The following is an 18,079-nucleotide window of genomic DNA, read 5'->3' on the forward strand; positions in this document are numbered from 1 at the left end:
CCGGCGGGGGGGGGCCCCGGCCTCAAAAAAAAACCGCCCCGCCCGCCCACCGCTGGCGGGGGGGCCCGCCCGTTTCTGGTGGATGACTCAGCGCTTGCCGAGCTCCGCCGTCGGGGTCCGGAAGGACTCCTTTGCGGTCAGGGCTGAAATGGTGGCGATCAGGCAGATAGCTGCGGTGAACCAGCTGATCACGACCCAGCCGCCGGGCTGCAGGCCGCCCAGGGCAGCCACGATGGACGGCGCGAAGCCGGCCATGAGGAAGCCGAGCTGGGTGCCGATGGCCAGGCCGGAGAAGCGGACCTTGGCGCTGAACATTTCAGCGTAGAAGGACGGCCAGACCGCGTTCGCAGCGGCGTAACCGCAGCCGAAGACCACCACGGAGAGGGTGAACTGCAGCAGCGAGTTACCGGATTCCATGGAGAGCAGGTAGAACGGCATCACGATCGCGCTGGACAGGGCGCCGTAGATGAACACCGGTTTCCGGCCGAAGCGGTCCGCCGCCATGCCGAACAGCGGCTGGGTGAACAATGCGGCGATGTTGCCTGCGACGACCAGCCACAGCGTGATGGTGGCGTCAACATTGCCCACCTCGGTGCCGTACTTGATGGCCAGGGTGCCGTAGACAGTGGAGACTGCGGCGATGAAGGCGCAGCAGATAACGCGCAGCACGTCGCGCCAGTGGTGCTTCAGCAGGTCGCCGACGGGAAGCTTGGAAATCTCGTTGTTGGCCTTGGCTTCCTGGAAGGTCGGCGTCTCGTGCAGGGTGCGGCGGATAAAGAACGTCACAATCACGACGACGGCGCTGAGCCAGAACGGGATGCGCCAGCCGATGCTGTACTTGATGTCGTCCGGCAGTGCCATGACCGGGATGAAGACCATGGCAGCGAGGATCTGGCCGCCCTGGGTGCCGGTGAGGGTCCAGGAGGTGAAGAACGCACGGCGGCCGTCAGGCGCGTGCTCCAGGGTCATGGAGCTGGCGCCGGCCTGCTCTCCGGCAGCAGAGAGGCCCTGGGCCAGGCGGCAGAGGACCAGGAGCGTGGGCGCCCACCAGCCGATGGTGCTGAAGCTCGGCAGGCAGCCGATGAGGAACGTAGAGGCACCCATGAGGATCAGGGTGAACATCAGGATTTTCTGGCGGCCGACACGGTCGCCGAAATGGCCCAGGATGACCGCGCCGACGGGACGGGCGATATAGGCGAAACCGAAGGTGGCGAGCGACATGATGCTCGCCTGTGCATCCGCGTCCGGGAAGAAGACGTGCGGGAAGATCAGCGATGCCGCAGTGCCAAAGATGAAGAAGTCGTAGTACTCGACCGCGCTGCCCATGAAGCTTGCCGCGGCGGCCTTCTTCGGGGTCTTTGCGGTGGCTGAAGCGGTCTGTGCGGGCACAGCGCTCATGGGGCCTCCAGGTAGTGATGTGTGCGTAAAACGCACGATTGTTTTACATGCGAACACCACAAGTTATACCGGCGGGTAGTGAGACGCAAGCCATATGTGCGCTGTACGCACAATTGTGCAAAATGTGAACAGCCGGTACCGTTGGCGTTGCCCGGCGTACGGGCGCCGAAGGGAGAACCACTTGAGCACCATCACTGAATCCCTGCTCGTCGGATTGATTGGCGACGGGATCACCGCATCGCTGACTCCGCCCATGCATGAACGGGAAGCAGCAGCGTGCGGGCTTCACTATCTGTACCGGCCGGTGGATCTCGCCGTGAACGGCCGTTCCGCCGCCGACGTCGGAGACCTTTTGCGCTACGGGCGGGATCTCGGCTTCAACGCATTTAACATTACGCACCCGTGCAAGCAGCTGGTCCTGGAGCACCTGGACGAGGTTTCCGAGGACGCCGCCCGGCTGGGAGCAGTGAACACTGTCCTGATCCAGGACGGACGGTTCATCGGCCACAACACGGATTACTCCGGGTTTGCCACCGCCCTGGCCCAGGGACTGCCGGATGCTGCACTGGATGCAGTGGTACAGCTGGGAGCCGGAGGCGCCGGTGCTGCAGTTGCCTACGCCCTGCTGAAGGCCGGAACGCGGGAACTGACCCTGATCGACCTGGATCCGGAGCGGACGCGTGAACGCGCCGCAGCCCTTGCCGCTCTCTTCCCTGATGCGGTTGTCCGCCCGGGGAGCCGTGAAGATCTTGGGCCGGCCCTGTCCTCGGCAGACGGATTCGTGCAGGCAACACCTGTGGGAATGCACTCGCATCCCGGCCTGCCGCTGGACCCGGAACTGCTCCGTCCGGAGAGCTGGGTGGCGGACGTGATCTACCGTCCCGTCCGCACACAGCTGGTTGACGCGGCTGAGGCCCGCGGCTGCAGGGTGCTCGACGGCGGGCACATGGCGGTGGGGCAGGCTGTGGATGCCTTCCGGCTCATCTCCGGAGTAGAACCTGACGCTGCCCGCATGCGGGCCCACTTCCTGGAACTGGTCAACAGCGGCCGCTGAGCCGCCTTCGAAAGGACTCCATGCGCACCTCTATTGCCACGGTCTGCCTCAGCGGCACCCTGGAAGACAAACTGCGCGCCTGCGCGGCAGCCGGTTTCGACGGCGTGGAGATCTTCGAACAGGACCTGGTGGTGAGCCCCTCCAGCCCTGAGCAGATCCGCAGCCTGGCCGCCGGCCTGGGACTGACGCTGGACCTCTACCAGCCCTTCAGGGACTTCGAAGGGGTGACCGAGGACCTGCTGGCGGAGAACCTCCGCCGCGCCGAAGCCAAGTTCCGGCTGATGAACCGGATGGGAATCGACACCATGCTGGTCTGCAGCAACGTGGCCACGGCCACTGTCGATGACGACGCCGTTGCCGCGGCCCAGCTGCGGCGCATGGGCGAGGTGGCCGCGCGTTACGGGATCCGCCTGGCGTATGAGGCCCTGGCCTGGGGACGGTTCGTCAGCGACTTTGAGCATGCCTGGCGCATCGTCGAAATGGCAGACCACCCCAACGTGGGCACGTGCCTGGACAGTTTCCACATCCTTTCCCGCAGGTGGGATCCGGAAGCAATCGAAAAGATCCCCGCTGAGAAGATTTTCTTTGTGCAGCTGGCGGATGCGCCCGAACTTTCCATGGACGTGCTGTCCTGGAGCCGCCATTACCGGGTATTCCCGGGAGAAGGCGCGTTCGACCTCGTGCGGTTCATGGGCCATCTGGTCCGGAGCGGGTATGACGGACCGGTTTCGCTGGAGATCTTCAACGACGTCTTCCGGCAGGCCGCCGAAGAACGGACGGCCGTCGACGCCATGCGTTCCCTGATCAGGCTGGCCGAGCGGACCTCGATCCACCTGCAGGAGGAAGGCAACGGACTCGGCACCATGGAGCTGGCCACGCTCCCTGGCGTGGGCGAACCGCTCGGATTCAATTTCGCCGAGGTGAAGGCAGGCGACCCGGAGCATATCCGGACACTGCTCTACCAGCTCGGATTTACCAGCCTGGGACAGCACCGCACCAAGCAGGTGGAACTCTGGGCCCAAAACGGCGTCCGGATGATCATCAACAGCCAGCAGGCCGACGGAATGTCCCCGGGCATCTCCGCGGTGGGGCTGGATGTTCCTGACGCACCTGCCGCGGCATCACGCGCGCTGCAGCTCAAAGCGACCCCTGTGACCCGCCGCAGCCAGGCGAACGAGGAAGTGCTCCAAGTCGTCGCCGCGCCGGACGGCACCGAAATCTTCCTGTGCCAGGCTGAGCCCGCGGGCCCGGGCTGGATGAGCGAGTTCGGCGGCGGCACCACCGTTCCGGCTCCCGGCAGCATCACCGCGATTGACCACGTCAACCTCTCCCAGCCCTGGCAGCACTTCGACGAAGCCGTGCTGTTCTACGAATCAACCCTTGCCCTCTCTCCCCGTCCCAGTGTGGAGGTGCCCAGCCCCATGGGCCTGGTTCGGAGCCAGGTGATGCACAGCTCAGACGGGGCTGTCCGGATCGCACTGAACATTGCACCGCTGGTGTTCGACGGTGCCGGCGACGGTTCCGGGTATCCGCAGCACGTGGCGTTCGCCTGCAGCGACCTCGTCAGCGTCGCCCGCACCGCCGTCGCCCGCGGCCTGGAGTTCCTCCCGGTTCCGGAGAACTACTACGAAGACCTGGAAGCCCGTTTCGGGCTGGACCAGGCGTTCCTGGCAACGCTCAGGGAGCTGAACCTGCTGTACGACCGGGACGCCGACGGCGAGTTCCTGCATTTCTATACCGCCACGATCGGCAACGTGTTCTTCGAAGTCGTGGAACGCCGGACCGGCTATGAAGGATACGGCGCGCCGAACGCACCCGTCCGGCTTGCGGCACAATATCAGGGGTCCCGCGCCTGACCTGCAGGGATGCCCGCCCTTAGCCTGCTCGTCGGGTAGGATCGTGCTCGGCGCCCGGAGCGGGGGCAGGAGGGCAGGGGGACGTGGTGCGCAGCAGTCAGGCCTGGTACGTAAAGTCGGTCGAGAAGACCTTTGCCGTCCTTGGTGCCTTCACGGCAGAGTCTCCCCGGCTGAGCGTGAGCGAGGTTGCGGCCGCTGCCGACCTGAGCCGTGCCGCGGCACGGCGGTTCCTGCTCACGCTGGCAGACCTTGGCTACCTGTCCGGGGACGGCGCACGCTATCAGCTGGCTCCGCGTTCATTGAACATCGGCTCTGCTTTCCTTTCGAGCCTCACTCTCCCGGCCCTTGCGGAACCGCACCTGAAAACCCTCTCGGCGGATCTGCAGGAGACGGCGTCGATCTGCATCCTTGACGGAGAACACATCGTCTACGTTGCCCGGATCACATCCCCGCGGCTGGTCAGCGTTGCGGTGCATGTGGGTACGCGGTTTCCGGCATGGGCGACTTCCATGGGCCGGGTGCTCCTCGCCGCCCTTGAGCCTGAAGACATGGAGTCCCGGCTGGACCGGTCCGACCTGCGTCCCTACACGCCCAACACACTGTGGGACCGGGCGGCGCTGCTGGATGAAATCGACGGCGTGCGCCAACGCGGCTGGTCCGTTGTTCTTGAAGAGTATGAGGAAGGCCTGAGCGGAGTGGCAGTTCCCATCCATCAGGGGAACGCAGTCGTGGCCGCCGCGAATGTCTCCCTGCACCACCGGAACCCCACGGGCCCGGCCCTGAGCGAGACGGTGCTGCCCCGGCTGAGGGACGCTGCTGCTGCCATCTCCGCGGACTACGGAATCCGGGTTACGGGCTAGCCCCGGCGGCCAGGGTACCGGCCATGTTCCGCGCTTCCGCGCTTCCGCGCCGGGCAGCGAACTGCGGCGGAGGCCCGTTCGCCAACCTCCACCGCAGTCCGGTCTCATCCGGATTCGCCTGTCCCTTTACGCTGAGGCGTAATCCGAGGCGCTGTACAGGTTCAGGTTCAGGGCCGAGGCAATCTGCGCCACGGCCTTGCGTGCGCGCACGCTGTTGCCTGCGGCGTCCAGGGGCGGGGAGAACGCCGCGATGGCCAGGACCCCGGGCATGACCGCGAGGACACCTCCGCCCACGCCCGATTTACCCGGCAGGCCCACCCGGTAGGCCCAGTCGCCGGAGGCGGTGTAAAGCCCTTCCATGGTCATCTCCGCCAGCATGGGCGGAACAATATCCGGGTGGGAGATGGCAGCCTTCTTCGTGACGGGGTTGGTACCGCGGGCGGCGATGGTCGCCCCCATGGTGGCCAGATCAACCGCGGTCACCAGGGTGGAGCACTGACGCGTGTACACGTCACAGGCTTCCATCGGATCCGAGTACATCGTCCCGCCCGAGTAGAGCAGCCACGCGATGGCACGGTTATGGAAGTTGGTGGACTGCTCCGAGTTATTCACGGCATCGCTCATCTTGATCTCCCGGCCCGCGAACGCAGACTGGGTGGCCAGGATCTTCTGCCAGCGCTCTTCTGCGCTTCCGGCCGGGATGAGTGACACCGTGGACATGGCTCCGGCGTTGACCAGCGGCGAGAGGGGTTTGTCTCCATGGAGGGCTACGGCGATTACCGAGTTGAACGGTTCTCCGGTGGGGTCCGCACCCACCTTGTCGTGGAACTGGGGCAGTCCCACTTCATCCATGGCCCGGGCCATGGAAAAAACTTTGGAAATTGACTCCAGGGCGAACTCGAAGTTTGAGTCGCCGGTTTCGAACACCTCGCCGTCGACGGTCACTACGCTGATGCCGAACAGGGCAGGATTCACCGAGGCGAGATAGGGAATGTAGCTGGCATTCTCTCCGCCCTGGTCCGGCCTGAAGTCACGGTGGGCAGCGTTTACGGCAGCCTGGACCGCTGAGCTGTCGACTTTCATACCGCTGTACTCCCGCCTGCTGCCGGGCCGGGCCGCGGCCGGTGCGCCCTGGTGCGCCCTCCCTGCTCCGTTCCCCGGGACCCCGCACCGGCTGCCGAAGGCTTTCCGGAATGCTTCCCGGCTGTTGTGCCGGGACTTGCGCCGGCTGCGGCTCCGCCTTCTGTGGTGGCGTCAAAAGACTGCTCCCACTTTTCGGACAGCTCGGCGGTGGCAGTCGAGGATTCGTTGACTGTCCCCGGATGCTTGTGTTCCAGCTGCCAGGTGAAAGGCACAAACTCCGTCTGCGGATCCTTCCAGTGCGGCTTCCGGAACGCGTAAATGACCATGGGAAGGATGATCAGCAGCACCGCGCCGCCAACGAGGATGCCCACGTAGGTTTCCGGGGATCCCACGGAGATCTGGTCTGGCGGAATAAAGCTGAAGACGAATGCCATCAGCGATCCCAGGAACCCGACGCCGCCAATCAGCCACATCCCAATGTCGCCGCCGGGCACCCGGTAGGGGCGGGGCCGGTTCGGCTGGCTGTAGCGCAGGTAGATGGCGGCAGCGAACATCAGCAGGTACATGACCAGGTACAGGATCACGGTCAGCTGGCTCAGGATCTGGTAAGCCGCCTGAACCGACGGCAGGACCACGTAGACAACACCCAGGGCCGTGACCATAAACGCCTGGAAGAGCAGGATGTGGGTTCCCATGCCGTGCTTGTTTGTGTGCTGCCAGAACCGGGGAAGATACCCGGCCCTGCCCACAGCGAGGAGGCCGCTGGATGGTCCGGCGACCCAGGTGACCACACCTGCCAGCACGCCGATGAGGAGCATGGCAGCGACAATCGGAGAGGCCCAGCCGATGCCGGCCCATTCGAACATGTCATTGTAGGAGGTCAGCAGGCTCTGGGTCAGGTTGATGTCCGCCTGGGGCACCACGAAGGCGATTGCCAAGGTTCCCAGGACAAAGATCACCACCGTACCGGCCGCTGCTATCAGCACTGCCAGCGGATAGTTCCGTGTCGGGTTCTTGACGTCCCTGACGTGGATGGCGTTCATCTCCATGCCGGCGTAGAAGAGGAAGATGCTGGCTGCCAGCACAACGTTGGAGAAGTTGGAGAAGTCCGGCAGTACCTCACCCCAGCCCATCTCGATCTGCGGCGTGTTGCCCGCGAAGTAGTAGGAAAAGCCCAGGACAATCAGGATTCCGGCAGGGATCAGGGTGCCGATAATGCCGCCCCACTGGGCAACCTTGGAGAATGCAGCTGCACCGCGGAAGGCAATGAAGGTGGCCAGCCAGTAGACCACCAGCACCACAGCCAGGACAAAGGCTTTGTTCCCCGAAAGCTGTGCATCGATGTTTTCGTCGGTTCCCGTGTAGGCCAGGGATACCGCACCGAAGGTCAGGACCGTTGGGAACCAGATGGTGACTTCTATGAAGAGCATGAACATCGCCAGGAAGGCCCAGCGCGGACCGAAAGCTTCGCCAACCCAGCGGAACACACCTCCGGTCTCCGGCCAGCCGGTCGCAAGTTCGGCCGCCACGATGGAAACAGGGACCAGGAAAACGACGGCGGCAAAAACGTAGTAGAAAATCGAACTCAGTCCGTATTCGGCCTCCGCCGGCAGTCCGCGAAGGCTGACAACGGCCACGATGTTCATGACTGCGAGTGCGCCGATGGTGATCGACGCGTTCTGCTTGGCGCGGCTTTTGCGGTCCGGTGCTGATCCGGCGGATGCGGTCGATGCAGTGGAATCGCTCATACCACTCACCTCCTGGATCTAGTGATGGAACCCCGGGTGCTCCTGCTCCGCGGGCATAGGGGCACTGAGATTCTCCAGATAGGAGGTCTCGGCCTGGATATCAGCCAGCAACCGTCCCGCGAGATCCATGCTCAGGCCGTTGCGCACCACGATCCGCTCGACCGTGAGATTGCTCAGGTTGTCCGGCATGGGGTAGGCCGGCACCAGCCAGCCCTTGAGCCGCAGGCGGTCCGCAAGGTTGTAAAGCGTCCACCGGTCGGTGTGGCCCTCCTTGAGGCGCCAGGCGAAGACCGGAATATCCGAACCGTCGTTCCATAGTTCGAACGGTCCCATCTGCGAGATCCCGTGCGAGAGGAAGAGCGCCACGTCCTGGCTGTCCTGCTGGACTTTTTGATACCCGTCGAACCCGAGACGGAGGAACATGTAGAACTGCAGAACCACCTGCGCCCCAGGCCGGGAGAAGTTCAGTGCGAACGTCGGCATGTCGCCGCCGAGGTAGCTCACGTAGAAGATCAGGTCCTCCGGGAGCCACTGCCGTTCGCGCCACACCACCCAGCCCAGTCCCGGGTAGACCAGTCCGTACTTATGGCCTGACGTGCTGATCGAATGCACGCGTTCGATCTGGAAATCCCATTCCAGGTCCGGCTGGATGAAGGGGGCGATCATGGCACCCGAAGCACCGTCCACGTGAATGGGAATGTCCAGTCCGGTGGATGCCTGGATCTCGTCAAGCTTGGCGGCAACCTGCTTCACGGGCTCATACATCCCGGTGTAGGTCACGCCCATGATGGCCACGACGCCGATGGTGTTCTCGTCAACATACTTTTCAAGTTCAAACCCATCGAGGCATTTGTGCTCCTCGCTGATCGGCACCAGCCGGGCCTCGACGTCGAAGTAGTTGCAGAACTTCTCCCAGCAGACCTGGACAGCCGAGCTCATCACCAGGTTCGGCTTCTCGGTGGACTTGCCCTCAGAACGGCGCTTGTGCTGCCACAGCCGTTTGAAAGCCAGGCCACCGAGCATGCACGCCTCGGACGAACCAATGGTTGACGTTCCGATCGTGCCCTCGGGATTGGGGGAGTGCCACAGTCCCGCAAGCATCTTCCAGCAGTACTGCTCGATTGCAGCGGTCTGGGGATACTCGTCCTTGTCGATCATGTTCTTGTCGTAGGTCTCGGCGTAGAGCCGGTTCGCCTCGTCGTCCATCCAGGTGCTGACGAAGGTGGCCAGGTTCAGCCGGGCATTTCCATCCAGCATCGTCTCGTCGTGCACGATCTGGTAGGCCGTTTCCGGCATCATCTCGTGTTGCGGAAAGGTGTGCTTCGGTGCTTGCGTGGACTCTCCCGGCCGGGAGAACACCGGGTTGACCGTAAAAAACTCCTGGGGTTCGTTCTGCGGCATGGCTTCGACCTCTCGTAAGGAGTGTCCAACGTGATTACCGGCCGCGGTGGGCGGCGCTAAAGGCCCCACAGGTGTGCGCGCGTTCGACTATACGCGCGGCTGATCGGCCATTCTAGGTATCAGAGGGCATTCTGCTGCGTAGCGCCGGGACATCATGCGAGTAACTCAAAGCTGGCCCTCCGGCAGCCTTCCCTGCCCGCCTCCCGTTGAGCGGGGGTGCTGCCGCGCGTACGCTCTGATGACTTATTCGTTTCCCGCAGCAGTCCCGGTACCCGGAGGCTCCCCAGGGAGCCGCGGGGAAACCGGGGGAGCGGTGCAACCGCAGGAGAAGCCATGGCTGGACTAAGCCGCCGAGACCGTTTTGACCTTCCAGAACCCATGCGCCGCCTGTTTGAAGGGGACTGGGAGATGCCCGCCTTCAGGGTGGAGGAGTATCGGGACACCAACGCGATGGTGGTGCGGGCAGAGCTTCCGAGCATAGATCCGGAGAAGGACCTGGACGTGACAGTTTCGGACGGCACCCTGCGGATTAAAGGCGAGCGCCGGGAAGAGACCTCGAACCGGTCCAAGAACGGATACCGCTCCGAGTTCAAGTACGGATCCTTCAGCCGGGATATCCGGCTGCCTGCAGGCAGCAGCACCGATGAGGTAACAGCGTCCTACCGGGACGGTGTTCTGGAGGTTCGGGTGCCGCTCCAGGATGAGGGCAGCACCGGACGGAAAGTACCGATCAGCCGAAGCTGACGTCCGGCGGCTTCCGGTCCGCCGAGGGAGACGCCCAGGCCGTTTCGACAGTTCGGCAGGGGACGGCAGCTACGAACTGCCGCTGCCGTCCCCTGGCCGGTACGTGCTCAGTGTGGCCGAAGCGTCAGGGGCCACCCACACCCGGCTCATCCTGCTGCCCGCGGCAGACACTGAGGTGGACGTCGAACTTGGCGGGGACCCGCCGTCGACCATCCTCAGGGTCTAGGCCGGAGCACCTGCGTATTCGGGGTAATCCGTGTACCCGTCCGCACCGTCAGAGTAGAAAGTTGACGGGTCCGGTTCATTCAGGGGCAGGCCGTTCTGCCAGCGGAGCGGAAGGTCCGGGTTGGCAATCGCGGGACGGCCTACAGCGACGGCGTCGCACAGGTCCCGCTCCAGCAGTCCGGCGGCTTCTTCCCGGGTGGTCACGACGGCGAAGCCGGTGTTCAGCAGAACGGGCGATCCGAAGCGGCGGCGGAGTTCCTGCACCAGGCCGCCCGCCGGATCGTCGTGGAGGACGCTCAGGTATGCCAGCCCCAGCGGGGCGATCTCATCCACCATGGCACCGTAGGAGGCCAGGGTCTCCTCGGCGTCCCTCTCCCACACGTCCTGGACGTTGTGTTCGGGGGAGATTCGCAGCCCAACCCTCTCCGCGCCAACCGCGGCGGCTACGGCGGTGACGACTTCCACCACAAAACGGGCGCGTGCCTGCGGCGAACCGCCGTAACCGTCCGTGCGGCGGTTCGAGGACGGGCTCAGGAATTCGTGCAGCAGGTAACCGTTGGCCCCGTGGAGTTCGACGCCGTCGAACCCCGCCTCCACGGCAGAGACGGCGCCGCGGACAAAGATGTTCCGCATTTCATCCAGTTCCAGTTCACCGAGCTCGCGCGGCTGGACGTGCGGCAGCTTGCCCGCCGGCGTGCGGATAACGCCGTCAATGGCGACGGCGCTGGGAGCCACGGTCTGGAAGCCGCCGTTCAGCTCCGGGTGGGAAACCCGTCCGGCGTGCATGACCTGGGCAAAGATCCGGCCGCCGGCGTCATGCACCGCATCGGTCACCTGCCGCCAGCCGGCCAGCTGCTCCTTGGTGACGAGGCCCGGCTGTCCGGAGAATCCCTGCCCCTCGCGGGAGGGGTAGGTTCCTTCGGAAACAATCAGGCCCAGGGACGCGCGCTGGCGGTAATGCTCGGCCACGAGCGGACCGGGGATCCCTTCGGTGCCGCTGCGCACACGGGTCAGGGGCGCCATCACCAGGCGGTTGGGCAGCTGGAGCGAGCCGAGGGTCAGGGGAGAAAACAGATCTGTCTGCACGTACTTCCTTTCGGCAGGCACGGCGAAGTCACCTGCGCATTGGGGATACCTGCCCAAACTCCCTTTGCCCCGCGCCTATTCCCGTGAGGGCGCCTACCGAACCTCACGGATGAGGTTGGTGATGCGGGCGGTGGAAAGCCGGCGCCCCTCTTCGTCGGTCATGACAACCTCGTGGGTTGTGACCGTTCCGCCCAGATGCACGGCTGTGGCGGTGCCCGTGACGAGACCGGTTGAAACAGACCGGTGGTGCGTGGCTCCCACCTCAATGCCGACGGCGTAGCGCCCGGGACCGGCATGCAGCGAAGCGGCGAAGGAGCCCAGGGTTTCGGCCAGGACCACGTGGGCGCCGCCGTGCAGGATCCCCGCAACCTGCTGGTTTCCCTCCACCGGCATGGTCGCCACGATGCGGGAGGGGGACATTTCCGTGAACCGGATGCCCAGCTTCACCACCAGTGCCCCAACCCCCGATTCCCCCAGCCAGGGATGCAGTTCGGCCGGCACGCCGGCGTCGATCAGTTCCTGCAGCTTGGGGACCTCGCCCTGCGCGGGGCCGGCCTGGCCCGGCGTGAAAATGTCGCTCATGCCCACTAGGCTTACACCTGTGAGTGAAACTGCCAAACTGGCCTCTGCCCCTGTCTCTTCAACCGACTCCGGAACCGTCGCCGACCCCGCGGATTCCCTTGACGGGCTGGGGATCGCCGAGGTCCCCGAGTCGCCGGACACCGCGGCTGATGCCCCGGTCGGAAGCCACGCGGCACCCACGCCTTCCGCAGTACCGCTCGGTACCCTCAACGCCGCCGGGAACAACCGCCTGCTGGTCCTTGACGGGCACTCCATGGCCTTCCGTGCCTTCTACGCCCTCCCGGCGGAGAACTTCTCCACGGACACCGGCCAGCACACCAACGCCGTCTACGGCTTCACCTCCATGCTGATCAACCTGATCAAGAATGAGGAGCCGACACACATCGCGGTGGCCTTCGACCTCGACACCCCGACGTTCCGCACCGAGGAGTACTCGGAGTACAAGGGCGGGCGGAACAAGACGCCGGAGGAGTTCCACGGGCAGGTGGACCTGATCATCAAGGTCATGGAAGCCATGCGCATTCCCACCATCTCCCTGGACGGCTACGAAGCCGACGACATCCTGGCCACGCTTGCAGAGCAGGCCTCGGCCCGGAACTGGGATGTCATGGTGGTCTCCGGAGACCGGGACGCGTTCCAGCTGGTGGATGACCGCGTCACCGTTTTCTATCCCAAGAAGGGTGTCTCCGACCTGCCGCGGATGGATGCTGCCGCAGTGGAAGAGAAGTATCTTGTGCCGCCGGACAAGTATTCGGACCTGGCTGCGCTGGTGGGGGAGTCCGCTGACAACCTGCCGGGCGTCCCGGGTGTTGGCCCCAAGACTGCTGCCAAGTGGATCAAGCAGTACGGCGGACTCGAAGGAATCCTCGAGCACCTGGATGAAATCAAGGGCAAGGTCGGCGACTCCCTCCGCGCGAACATTGAAGACGTAAAGCGCAACCGGCGGCTGAACCGGCTGCTGCGCGACCTCGACCTGCCGGTGGACCTCGACGCCATGGCTGCCCAGCGGCCCGACCGCGAGGCCATCGAGGAACTCTTCGACGCACTGCAGTTCAACGCGCTGCGCAAGCGTCTCTTCGACGTCTACGGCGAAGAGGAGATTCCCGGGGACCATCCGGAGCTGCTGCCTCCGGCCCACAGCACGCTCACGTCCGCGGATGACCTCCAGGCCTGGTTCCAGGCCACCAACCAGAAACCGGCCGGGATCCGGCTGGTCACGGAAGGGGCCGGTGAATCCCGGGAAGCGACCGGACTTGCCGTCGTCACCGACGAGTCAGCGGCCTATATGCCGCTGCTTGAGCTGGACGCTGAAGCGGAGCAGGTCCTTGCCGGCTGGCTGGCGGACAGCAACGCCCCGAAGGTGGTCCACGACTTCAAGGACGCCTACAAGCTGCTCTCCCGCCGCGGACTCCGTCTGCGCGGGGAGATCGATGATCCCGCGATTTCGGGCTACCTCATCCAGCCTGACCGGCGCAGCTACGACCTGGCGGACCTGAGCCTTCAGCACCTGAAGCTGTCCCTGGATTCCGCGGCTTCGGCCAGCAACCAGCTGGAACTCTCCCTGGACGGCGAGGACACAGCCGCTCCGGCCGTGATGGAGGCCTTCGCTGCGCTGCGCCTGAGCGAGCACTTCTCCGGCCTGCTGGTTGAGCGCGGAGCCAACCAGCTGCTCGGTGGGCTGGAACTGCCGCTGTCGGAAGTGCTGGCAGAGATGGAGCTGGCCGGGATCGCCGTCTCGACCGACAAGCTGGACGGCCTGCTGGACGAATTCGGGCGCACCATCGAGGTCGCCAAGGAGGAGGCCTTCGCCGTCATCGGCAAGGAAATCAACCTCGGCTCCCCGAAGCAGCTCCAGGTAGTGCTCTTTGAGGAACTTGGCCTGCCCAAGACCAAGAAGATCAAGACCGGATACTCCACCGACGCCGATGCGCTCTCGGACCTGATTATCAAGACGAACGGCCATCCGTTCCTGGCCCACCTGCTGGCCTACCGTGACGCCTCCAAGCTCCGGCAGACGGTGGAAGGCCTGCGCAAGTCGGTGTCCGACGACGGCCGGATCCACACCACCTACGCGCAGACCGTTGCCGCGACTGGCCGTCTGTCCTCCATCAACCCCAACCTGCAGAACATCCCGATCCGGTCCGAGGAAGGGCGCCGGATCCGGGAAGTGTTCGTGGTCGGGGAGGGTTATGAAACCCTGCTGACGGCGGACTACTCCCAGGTGGAAATGCGGATCATGGCTCACCTCTCCGGTGACGAAAGCCTGATCCAGGCCTTCCGCGACGGCGAGGACCTGCACCGGTTCGTCGGCTCGCACATTTTCGGGGTTCCCCCGGAAGAGGTCACCAGTGCCATGCGTTCCAAGGTCAAGGCCATGTCCTACGGCCTGGTCTACGGCCTGAGTTCGTTCGGCCTCTCGAAGCAGCTCTCCATCCCGGTCGACGAGGCACGCACGCTGATGCGGGACTACTTCACCCGCTTCGGAGCCGTCCGCGACTACCTGCGCGGCGTCGTCGAGCAGGCGCGCAAGGACGGCTACACCTCCACGATCGAGGGCCGCCGCCGGTACCTGCCGGACCTTGCCAGCACCAACCGGCAGCTGCGCGAAATGTCCGAGCGTGCCGCCCTGAACGCACCGATCCAGGGCTCCGCAGCGGACATCATCAAGAAGGCCATGCTGGGCGTGGACGCAGAATTGAAGAAGCAGGGCCTGAAGACACGTATGCTGCTGCAGGTGCATGACGAACTCGTCCTGGAAGTCGCCCCGGGTGAGCGGGAGGCAGCGGAGAAGCTGGTCCGGGAGCAGATGGCCGGCGCCGCTGACCTCTCCGTACCGCTGGATGTCTCAGTGGGCTGGGGCGCAAGCTGGCACGAGGCAGGGCACTAGGACAAACCAGCCAGGGGGAGACAGATGACGGCGGAAACTGCGGGCACAGCCCTGCGCACGGAACGGTTCGCGGCGGGCCTGTCCCACGCTGACCACCAGCGTGTCGATGAGCGCACCGCGGACTGGCTGCAGGCCGTCAACCTGGGGTTCCACGATCCGGCCTGGAAGCCGGAACAGATGGCTTCCATCGTCGAGGCGTACCGAGCTGACGGGCGCATGCTCACCGGTGTCTATGACGACGCCGCACCGGAGTATGCCTGGAACCCGGCAGCACCCGTGGCGACGTACGCCACCATGTCCAACGGCCTGAATGCCGGCGGCACCCTCCTGCAGGCCCACCAGATCACTTCAGTGACGGTCCGCCCGACCCACCGCCGCCGGGGAATCCTGAACGGCATGATCACTGCGGACCTGCTGCGCGCGGGGGAGGAAGGGTTCGCGGTTGCGGCACTGCTTGCCTCCGAGGCGGTCATTTACGGGCGCTTCGGATTTGGTGCAGCGACGGCCGAGGCCACGGTGGAAGTCGACGCGCGCGGCCGGCTGGAGCTCAAGGTCCCGCCGTCGGGTTCCACAGTGCTCGCCGACGCCCCGAAGATGGAGGAACTGGCCCCGGAGATCTTTTCCCGGCACCTCCATGCAGCCCGGGGCGCGCTGGGACGGCAGGCCGGGTACGCCAAACGGGCGGCAGGGTTGTGGGGAGACGTTCCCGAAGTGCAGCAGGATGTGCGGGCCGCCGTGCACTACGACGCCGCGGGGACGCCGGACGGCTACGTCACCTACCGCTTCCTTCCGTGGGAAACCGAACCCCATACCCTCAAGGTCCTGGACCTGGTGGCAGTCGATGACACTGCCCGGCTGGAACTGTGGCGGTATCTGGGTTCCATTGACCTCGTCGAGAAGATCACGGCATCGGCACCGGTGGCGGATCCGCTTCCCTGGGCCCTGGCCGACCGGCGGCGCTATCAGGTCACGGGTGTCGAAGACACCCTGTGGCTGCGTCCGCTGGATCCGGCCGCAATGCTCCGCGCCAGGGGTTTCGAATCCGACGGCACAGTTGTCCTCACGGTCGCTGACCCGCTGGGCATTGCTGCCGGCCGCTGGCTGGTCCAGGTGGACGGGACCGCCGTTACTGTCACCGAGCTCGTTCCAGGGGAAGACGGACCGTCCGGCGTGCCTGCTGTCGAAGCGGATGCGGCGGCCTTTGGTTCCCTGTATCTCGGCGGCGTCAGCGCACAGGTCCTGGCCGTTTCCGGCGGGGTGCGGGGCACGGAGGAGGGCGTTGCAGCCCTGGACCGTCTCTTCGCCGTGGCCCGGCCGCCGTACTGCAGCACCCATTTCTAGCCGGGGGCTACGGGTATTCCGTACGGATTCGGTCGGGTCAGGCAATTCGGGTACTGGTTTTACCAACCGGCTTTGACCTGACTTGGAGGCTGCGGCTAGACTAAACAGGCGCGTTACGCGTGCTGGAGAGGTATTCCGGTCGCCACCGTGCAGCACCAAGATTCATAATTCTGTCCATCTCCGGACAAACAAGCACCGTCTTGAACCTGGTTTCTCCGGGTTGCACGCGAGCCGGTGGGAGCAACATCCGGAATTACATCAACTTCCACATCGGAGTCCCAACTACATGACCATCACCACCACCGAGAAGTCCGGTACCCCGCAGGTCGCCATCAACGACATCGGATCCGCCGAGGACTTCCTCGCCGCCATTGACGCAACGATCAAGTACTTCAACGACGGCGATCTCGTCGAAGGTACCGTCGTCAAGGTTGACCGCGACGAGGTTCTGCTCGACATCGGTTACAAGACCGAGGGTGTCATTCCTTCCCGTGAGCTTTCCATCAAGCACGACGTCGATCCCGGGGACGTTGTCTCCGTGGGCGACCAGGTCGAAGCTTTGGTCCTCACCAAGGAAGACAAAGAAGGCCGTCTGATTCTCTCCAAGAAGCGCGCACAGTACGAGCGTGCCTGGGGCGACATCGAAAAGGTCAAGGAAGAAGACGGCGTCGTTACCGGTACCGTCATCGAGGTTGTCAAGGGTGGTCTTATCCTCGACATCGGGCTGCGCGGCTTCCTGCCCGCATCCCTCGTGGAGATGCGTCGCGTCCGCGACCTGGCTCCGTACATCGGCCAGCAGATCGAAGCCAAGATCATCGAGCTGGACAAGAACCGCAACAACGTGGTCCTGTCCCGCCGTGCATGGCTCGAGCAGACCCAGTCCGAGGTCCGTTCCACGTTCCTCAACAAGCTGGAAAAGGGCCAGGTTCGTCCGGGCGTTGTTTCCTCCATCGTCAACTTCGGTGCTTTCGTGGACCTTGGCGGCGTAGACGGTCTCGTCCACGTTTCCGAGCTGTCCTGGAAGCACATCGACCACCCCTCCGAGGTCGTTGAAGTTGGCCAGGAAGTCACCGTTGAGGTTCTGGAAGTTGACCTCGACCGCGAGCGTGTCTCCCTGTCGCTGAAGGCTACGCAGGAAGATCCGTGGCAGACCTTCGCCCGCACCCACGCCCTGGGCCAGGTTGTGCCGGGCAAGGTCACCAAGCTGGTTCCGTTCGGTGCGTTCGTGCGCGTCGAAGACGGCATCGAAGGCCTGGTCCACATCTCCGAGCTGGCTGTGCGCCACGTTGAACTGGCAGAGCAGGTTGTCTCCGTTGGAGACGAGCTGTTCGTCAAGGTCATCGACATCGACCTCGAGCGTCGCCGCATCTCCCTGTCGCTGAAGCAGGCGAACGAGGGCGTCGATCCCGAGGGCACCGAGTTCGATCCGGCTCTGTACGGCATGGCCGCAGAGTACGACGAAGCCGGCAACTACAAGTACCCGGAGGGCTTCGACCCCGAGTCGAACGAATGGCTCGAAGGCTACGAGACCCAGCGTGCAGCTTGGGAGCAGCAGTACGCTGACGCCCAGGCCCGTTGGGAAGCTCACAAGAAGCAGGTTGCCCAGCACAACTCTGAAGACGTTGCTGCAGCTTCGGACTCCGTTGAGTCCAGCTCCACCAGCTACTCTTCCGAGCCTGCTGCATCCGAGTCCGCTGCCGGCACCCTGGCATCCGACGAGGCTCTTGCGGCACTGCGCGAGAAGCTGACCGGCAACTAATTTCTGTTGCTAAGGCACTAGCTGCCTGAAAAGGCGGGTTTCCACTTCGGTGGGG

Annotated in this window: 13 protein-coding genes; 7 read left to right on the forward strand and 6 right to left on the reverse strand. The window is 64.5% G+C overall.

Annotated elements, in window-relative coordinates; translation table 11 throughout:
* Positions 1-87 precede the first annotated feature (87 nt).
* Positions 88-1,398 carry an MFS transporter gene (locus LOC59_RS07025; RefSeq protein ID WP_227896799.1) on the reverse strand — a complete coding sequence of 437 codons (1,311 nt, stop codon included), beginning with the start codon at positions 1,396-1,398 and terminating at the stop codon, positions 88-90.
* A gap of 181 nt (positions 1,399-1,579) precedes the next feature.
* On the opposite strand from LOC59_RS07025, the gene LOC59_RS07030 reads away from it, so the two are divergent.
* From LOC59_RS07030 to LOC59_RS07040, 3 genes are all read left to right on the forward strand, one after another.
* On the forward strand, positions 1,580-2,452 hold the full coding sequence (locus LOC59_RS07030; RefSeq protein WP_229971233.1) for a shikimate dehydrogenase: 873 nt from the start codon (positions 1,580-1,582) through the stop codon (positions 2,450-2,452).
* 20 nt (positions 2,453-2,472) lie between these two features.
* Positions 2,473-4,308 (forward strand): bifunctional sugar phosphate isomerase/epimerase/4-hydroxyphenylpyruvate dioxygenase family protein, encoded by a 1,836-nt coding sequence (locus LOC59_RS07035; protein ID WP_229971235.1) that lies wholly within the window; start codon positions 2,473-2,475, stop codon positions 4,306-4,308.
* A gap of 83 nt (positions 4,309-4,391) precedes the next feature.
* On the forward strand, positions 4,392-5,168 hold the full coding sequence (locus tag LOC59_RS07040) for an IclR family transcriptional regulator domain-containing protein (protein ID WP_227917040.1): 777 nt from the start codon (positions 4,392-4,394) through the stop codon (positions 5,166-5,168).
* A 126-nt stretch (positions 5,169-5,294) separates the two neighbouring features.
* Here the strand turns inward: LOC59_RS07040 and glsA are convergent, their stop codons facing one another.
* Genes glsA through LOC59_RS07055 form a run of 3 tightly spaced genes read right to left on the reverse strand, consistent with a single transcriptional unit; the run spans position 5,295 to position 9,400 of the window.
* Positions 5,295-6,251, reverse strand: coding sequence for a glutaminase A (gene glsA, locus LOC59_RS07045; RefSeq protein WP_229971237.1), 957 nt, complete (start codon positions 6,249-6,251; stop codon positions 5,295-5,297).
* Positions 6,248-7,999, reverse strand: a complete 1,752-nt coding sequence (gene gadC, locus LOC59_RS07050) for a putative glutamine/gamma-aminobutyrate antiporter GadC (protein WP_227917038.1) — start codon at positions 7,997-7,999, stop codon at positions 6,248-6,250. Before gadC ends, glsA begins: the two co-directional genes overlap by 4 nt.
* Before the next feature lie 18 nt (positions 8,000-8,017).
* Complete coding sequence (locus LOC59_RS07055; protein ID WP_227896793.1) at positions 8,018-9,400, reverse strand: glutamate decarboxylase; 1,383 nt, start codon at positions 9,398-9,400, stop codon at positions 8,018-8,020.
* Positions 9,401-9,733: 333 nt separating this feature from the next.
* Here LOC59_RS07055 and LOC59_RS07060 point away from each other — a divergent pair, with 333 nt between their 5' ends.
* A complete protein-coding gene (locus LOC59_RS07060) occupies positions 9,734-10,144 on the forward strand; it encodes an Hsp20/alpha crystallin family protein (RefSeq protein WP_227896792.1) in 411 nt (136 codons plus the stop codon).
* Positions 10,145-10,366: 222 nt separating this feature from the next.
* On the opposite strand, the gene LOC59_RS07065 is transcribed toward LOC59_RS07060, so the two are convergent.
* A complete protein-coding gene (locus LOC59_RS07065; RefSeq protein ID WP_229971432.1) occupies positions 10,367-11,392 on the reverse strand; it encodes an alkene reductase in 1,026 nt (341 codons plus the stop codon).
* 156 nt (positions 11,393-11,548) lie between these two features.
* Complete coding sequence (locus LOC59_RS07070) at positions 11,549-12,037, reverse strand: hotdog fold thioesterase (protein ID WP_227896791.1); 489 nt, start codon at positions 12,035-12,037, stop codon at positions 11,549-11,551.
* Between the two features lie 253 nt (positions 12,038-12,290).
* Between LOC59_RS07070 and polA the strand changes: the two genes are divergently transcribed.
* The 3 genes from polA (at position 12,291) to rpsA (ending at position 18,024) form a co-directional block, all read left to right on the forward strand.
* Positions 12,291-14,924: a DNA polymerase I gene (gene polA / locus LOC59_RS07075; protein WP_229971435.1), complete on the forward strand. Its 2,634-nt coding sequence runs from the start codon at positions 12,291-12,293 to the stop codon at positions 14,922-14,924.
* Positions 14,925-14,948: 24 nt separating this feature from the next.
* Complete coding sequence (locus tag LOC59_RS07080) at positions 14,949-16,265, forward strand: GNAT family N-acetyltransferase (RefSeq protein WP_229971239.1); 1,317 nt, start codon at positions 14,949-14,951, stop codon at positions 16,263-16,265.
* Positions 16,266-16,551: 286 nt separating this feature from the next.
* A complete protein-coding gene (rpsA, locus tag LOC59_RS07085; protein ID WP_055241244.1) occupies positions 16,552-18,024 on the forward strand; it encodes a 30S ribosomal protein S1 in 1,473 nt (490 codons plus the stop codon).
* Positions 18,025-18,079 lie beyond the last annotated feature (55 nt).

Origin of the sequence: Arthrobacter sp. zg-Y916 (genome assembly GCF_020907385.1) — a bacterium.
Lineage (GTDB): Bacteria > Actinomycetota > Actinomycetes > Actinomycetales > Micrococcaceae > Arthrobacter_B > Arthrobacter_B caoxuetaonis.

Excerpts from the sequence above, each read along its gene's own strand:
- LOC59_RS07080 (WP_229971239.1), top strand. The coding sequence starts at position 14,949 with ATGACGGCGGAAACTGCGGGCACAGCCCTGCGCACGGAACGGTTCGCG.
- polA (WP_229971435.1), top strand. The coding sequence starts at position 12,291 with ATGGCCTTCCGTGCCTTCTACGCCCTCCCGGCGGAGAACTTCTCCACG.
- gadC (WP_227917038.1), bottom strand. The coding sequence starts at position 7,999 with ATGAGCGATTCCACTGCATCGACCGCATCCGCCGGATCAGCACCGGAC.
- LOC59_RS07055 (WP_227896793.1), bottom strand. The coding sequence starts at position 9,400 with ATGCCGCAGAACGAACCCCAGGAGTTTTTTACGGTCAACCCGGTGTTC.
- rpsA (WP_055241244.1), top strand. The coding sequence starts at position 16,552 with ATGACCATCACCACCACCGAGAAGTCCGGTACCCCGCAGGTCGCCATC.
- LOC59_RS07070 (WP_227896791.1), bottom strand. The coding sequence starts at position 12,037 with ATGAGCGACATTTTCACGCCGGGCCAGGCCGGCCCCGCGCAGGGCGAG.
- glsA (WP_229971237.1), bottom strand. The coding sequence starts at position 6,251 with ATGAAAGTCGACAGCTCAGCGGTCCAGGCTGCCGTAAACGCTGCCCAC.
- LOC59_RS07035 (WP_229971235.1), top strand. The coding sequence starts at position 2,473 with ATGCGCACCTCTATTGCCACGGTCTGCCTCAGCGGCACCCTGGAAGAC.
- LOC59_RS07060 (WP_227896792.1), top strand. The coding sequence starts at position 9,734 with ATGGCTGGACTAAGCCGCCGAGACCGTTTTGACCTTCCAGAACCCATG.
- LOC59_RS07025 (WP_227896799.1), bottom strand. The coding sequence starts at position 1,398 with ATGAGCGCTGTGCCCGCACAGACCGCTTCAGCCACCGCAAAGACCCCG.
- LOC59_RS07065 (WP_229971432.1), bottom strand. The coding sequence starts at position 11,392 with ATGGCGCCCCTGACCCGTGTGCGCAGCGGCACCGAAGGGATCCCCGGT.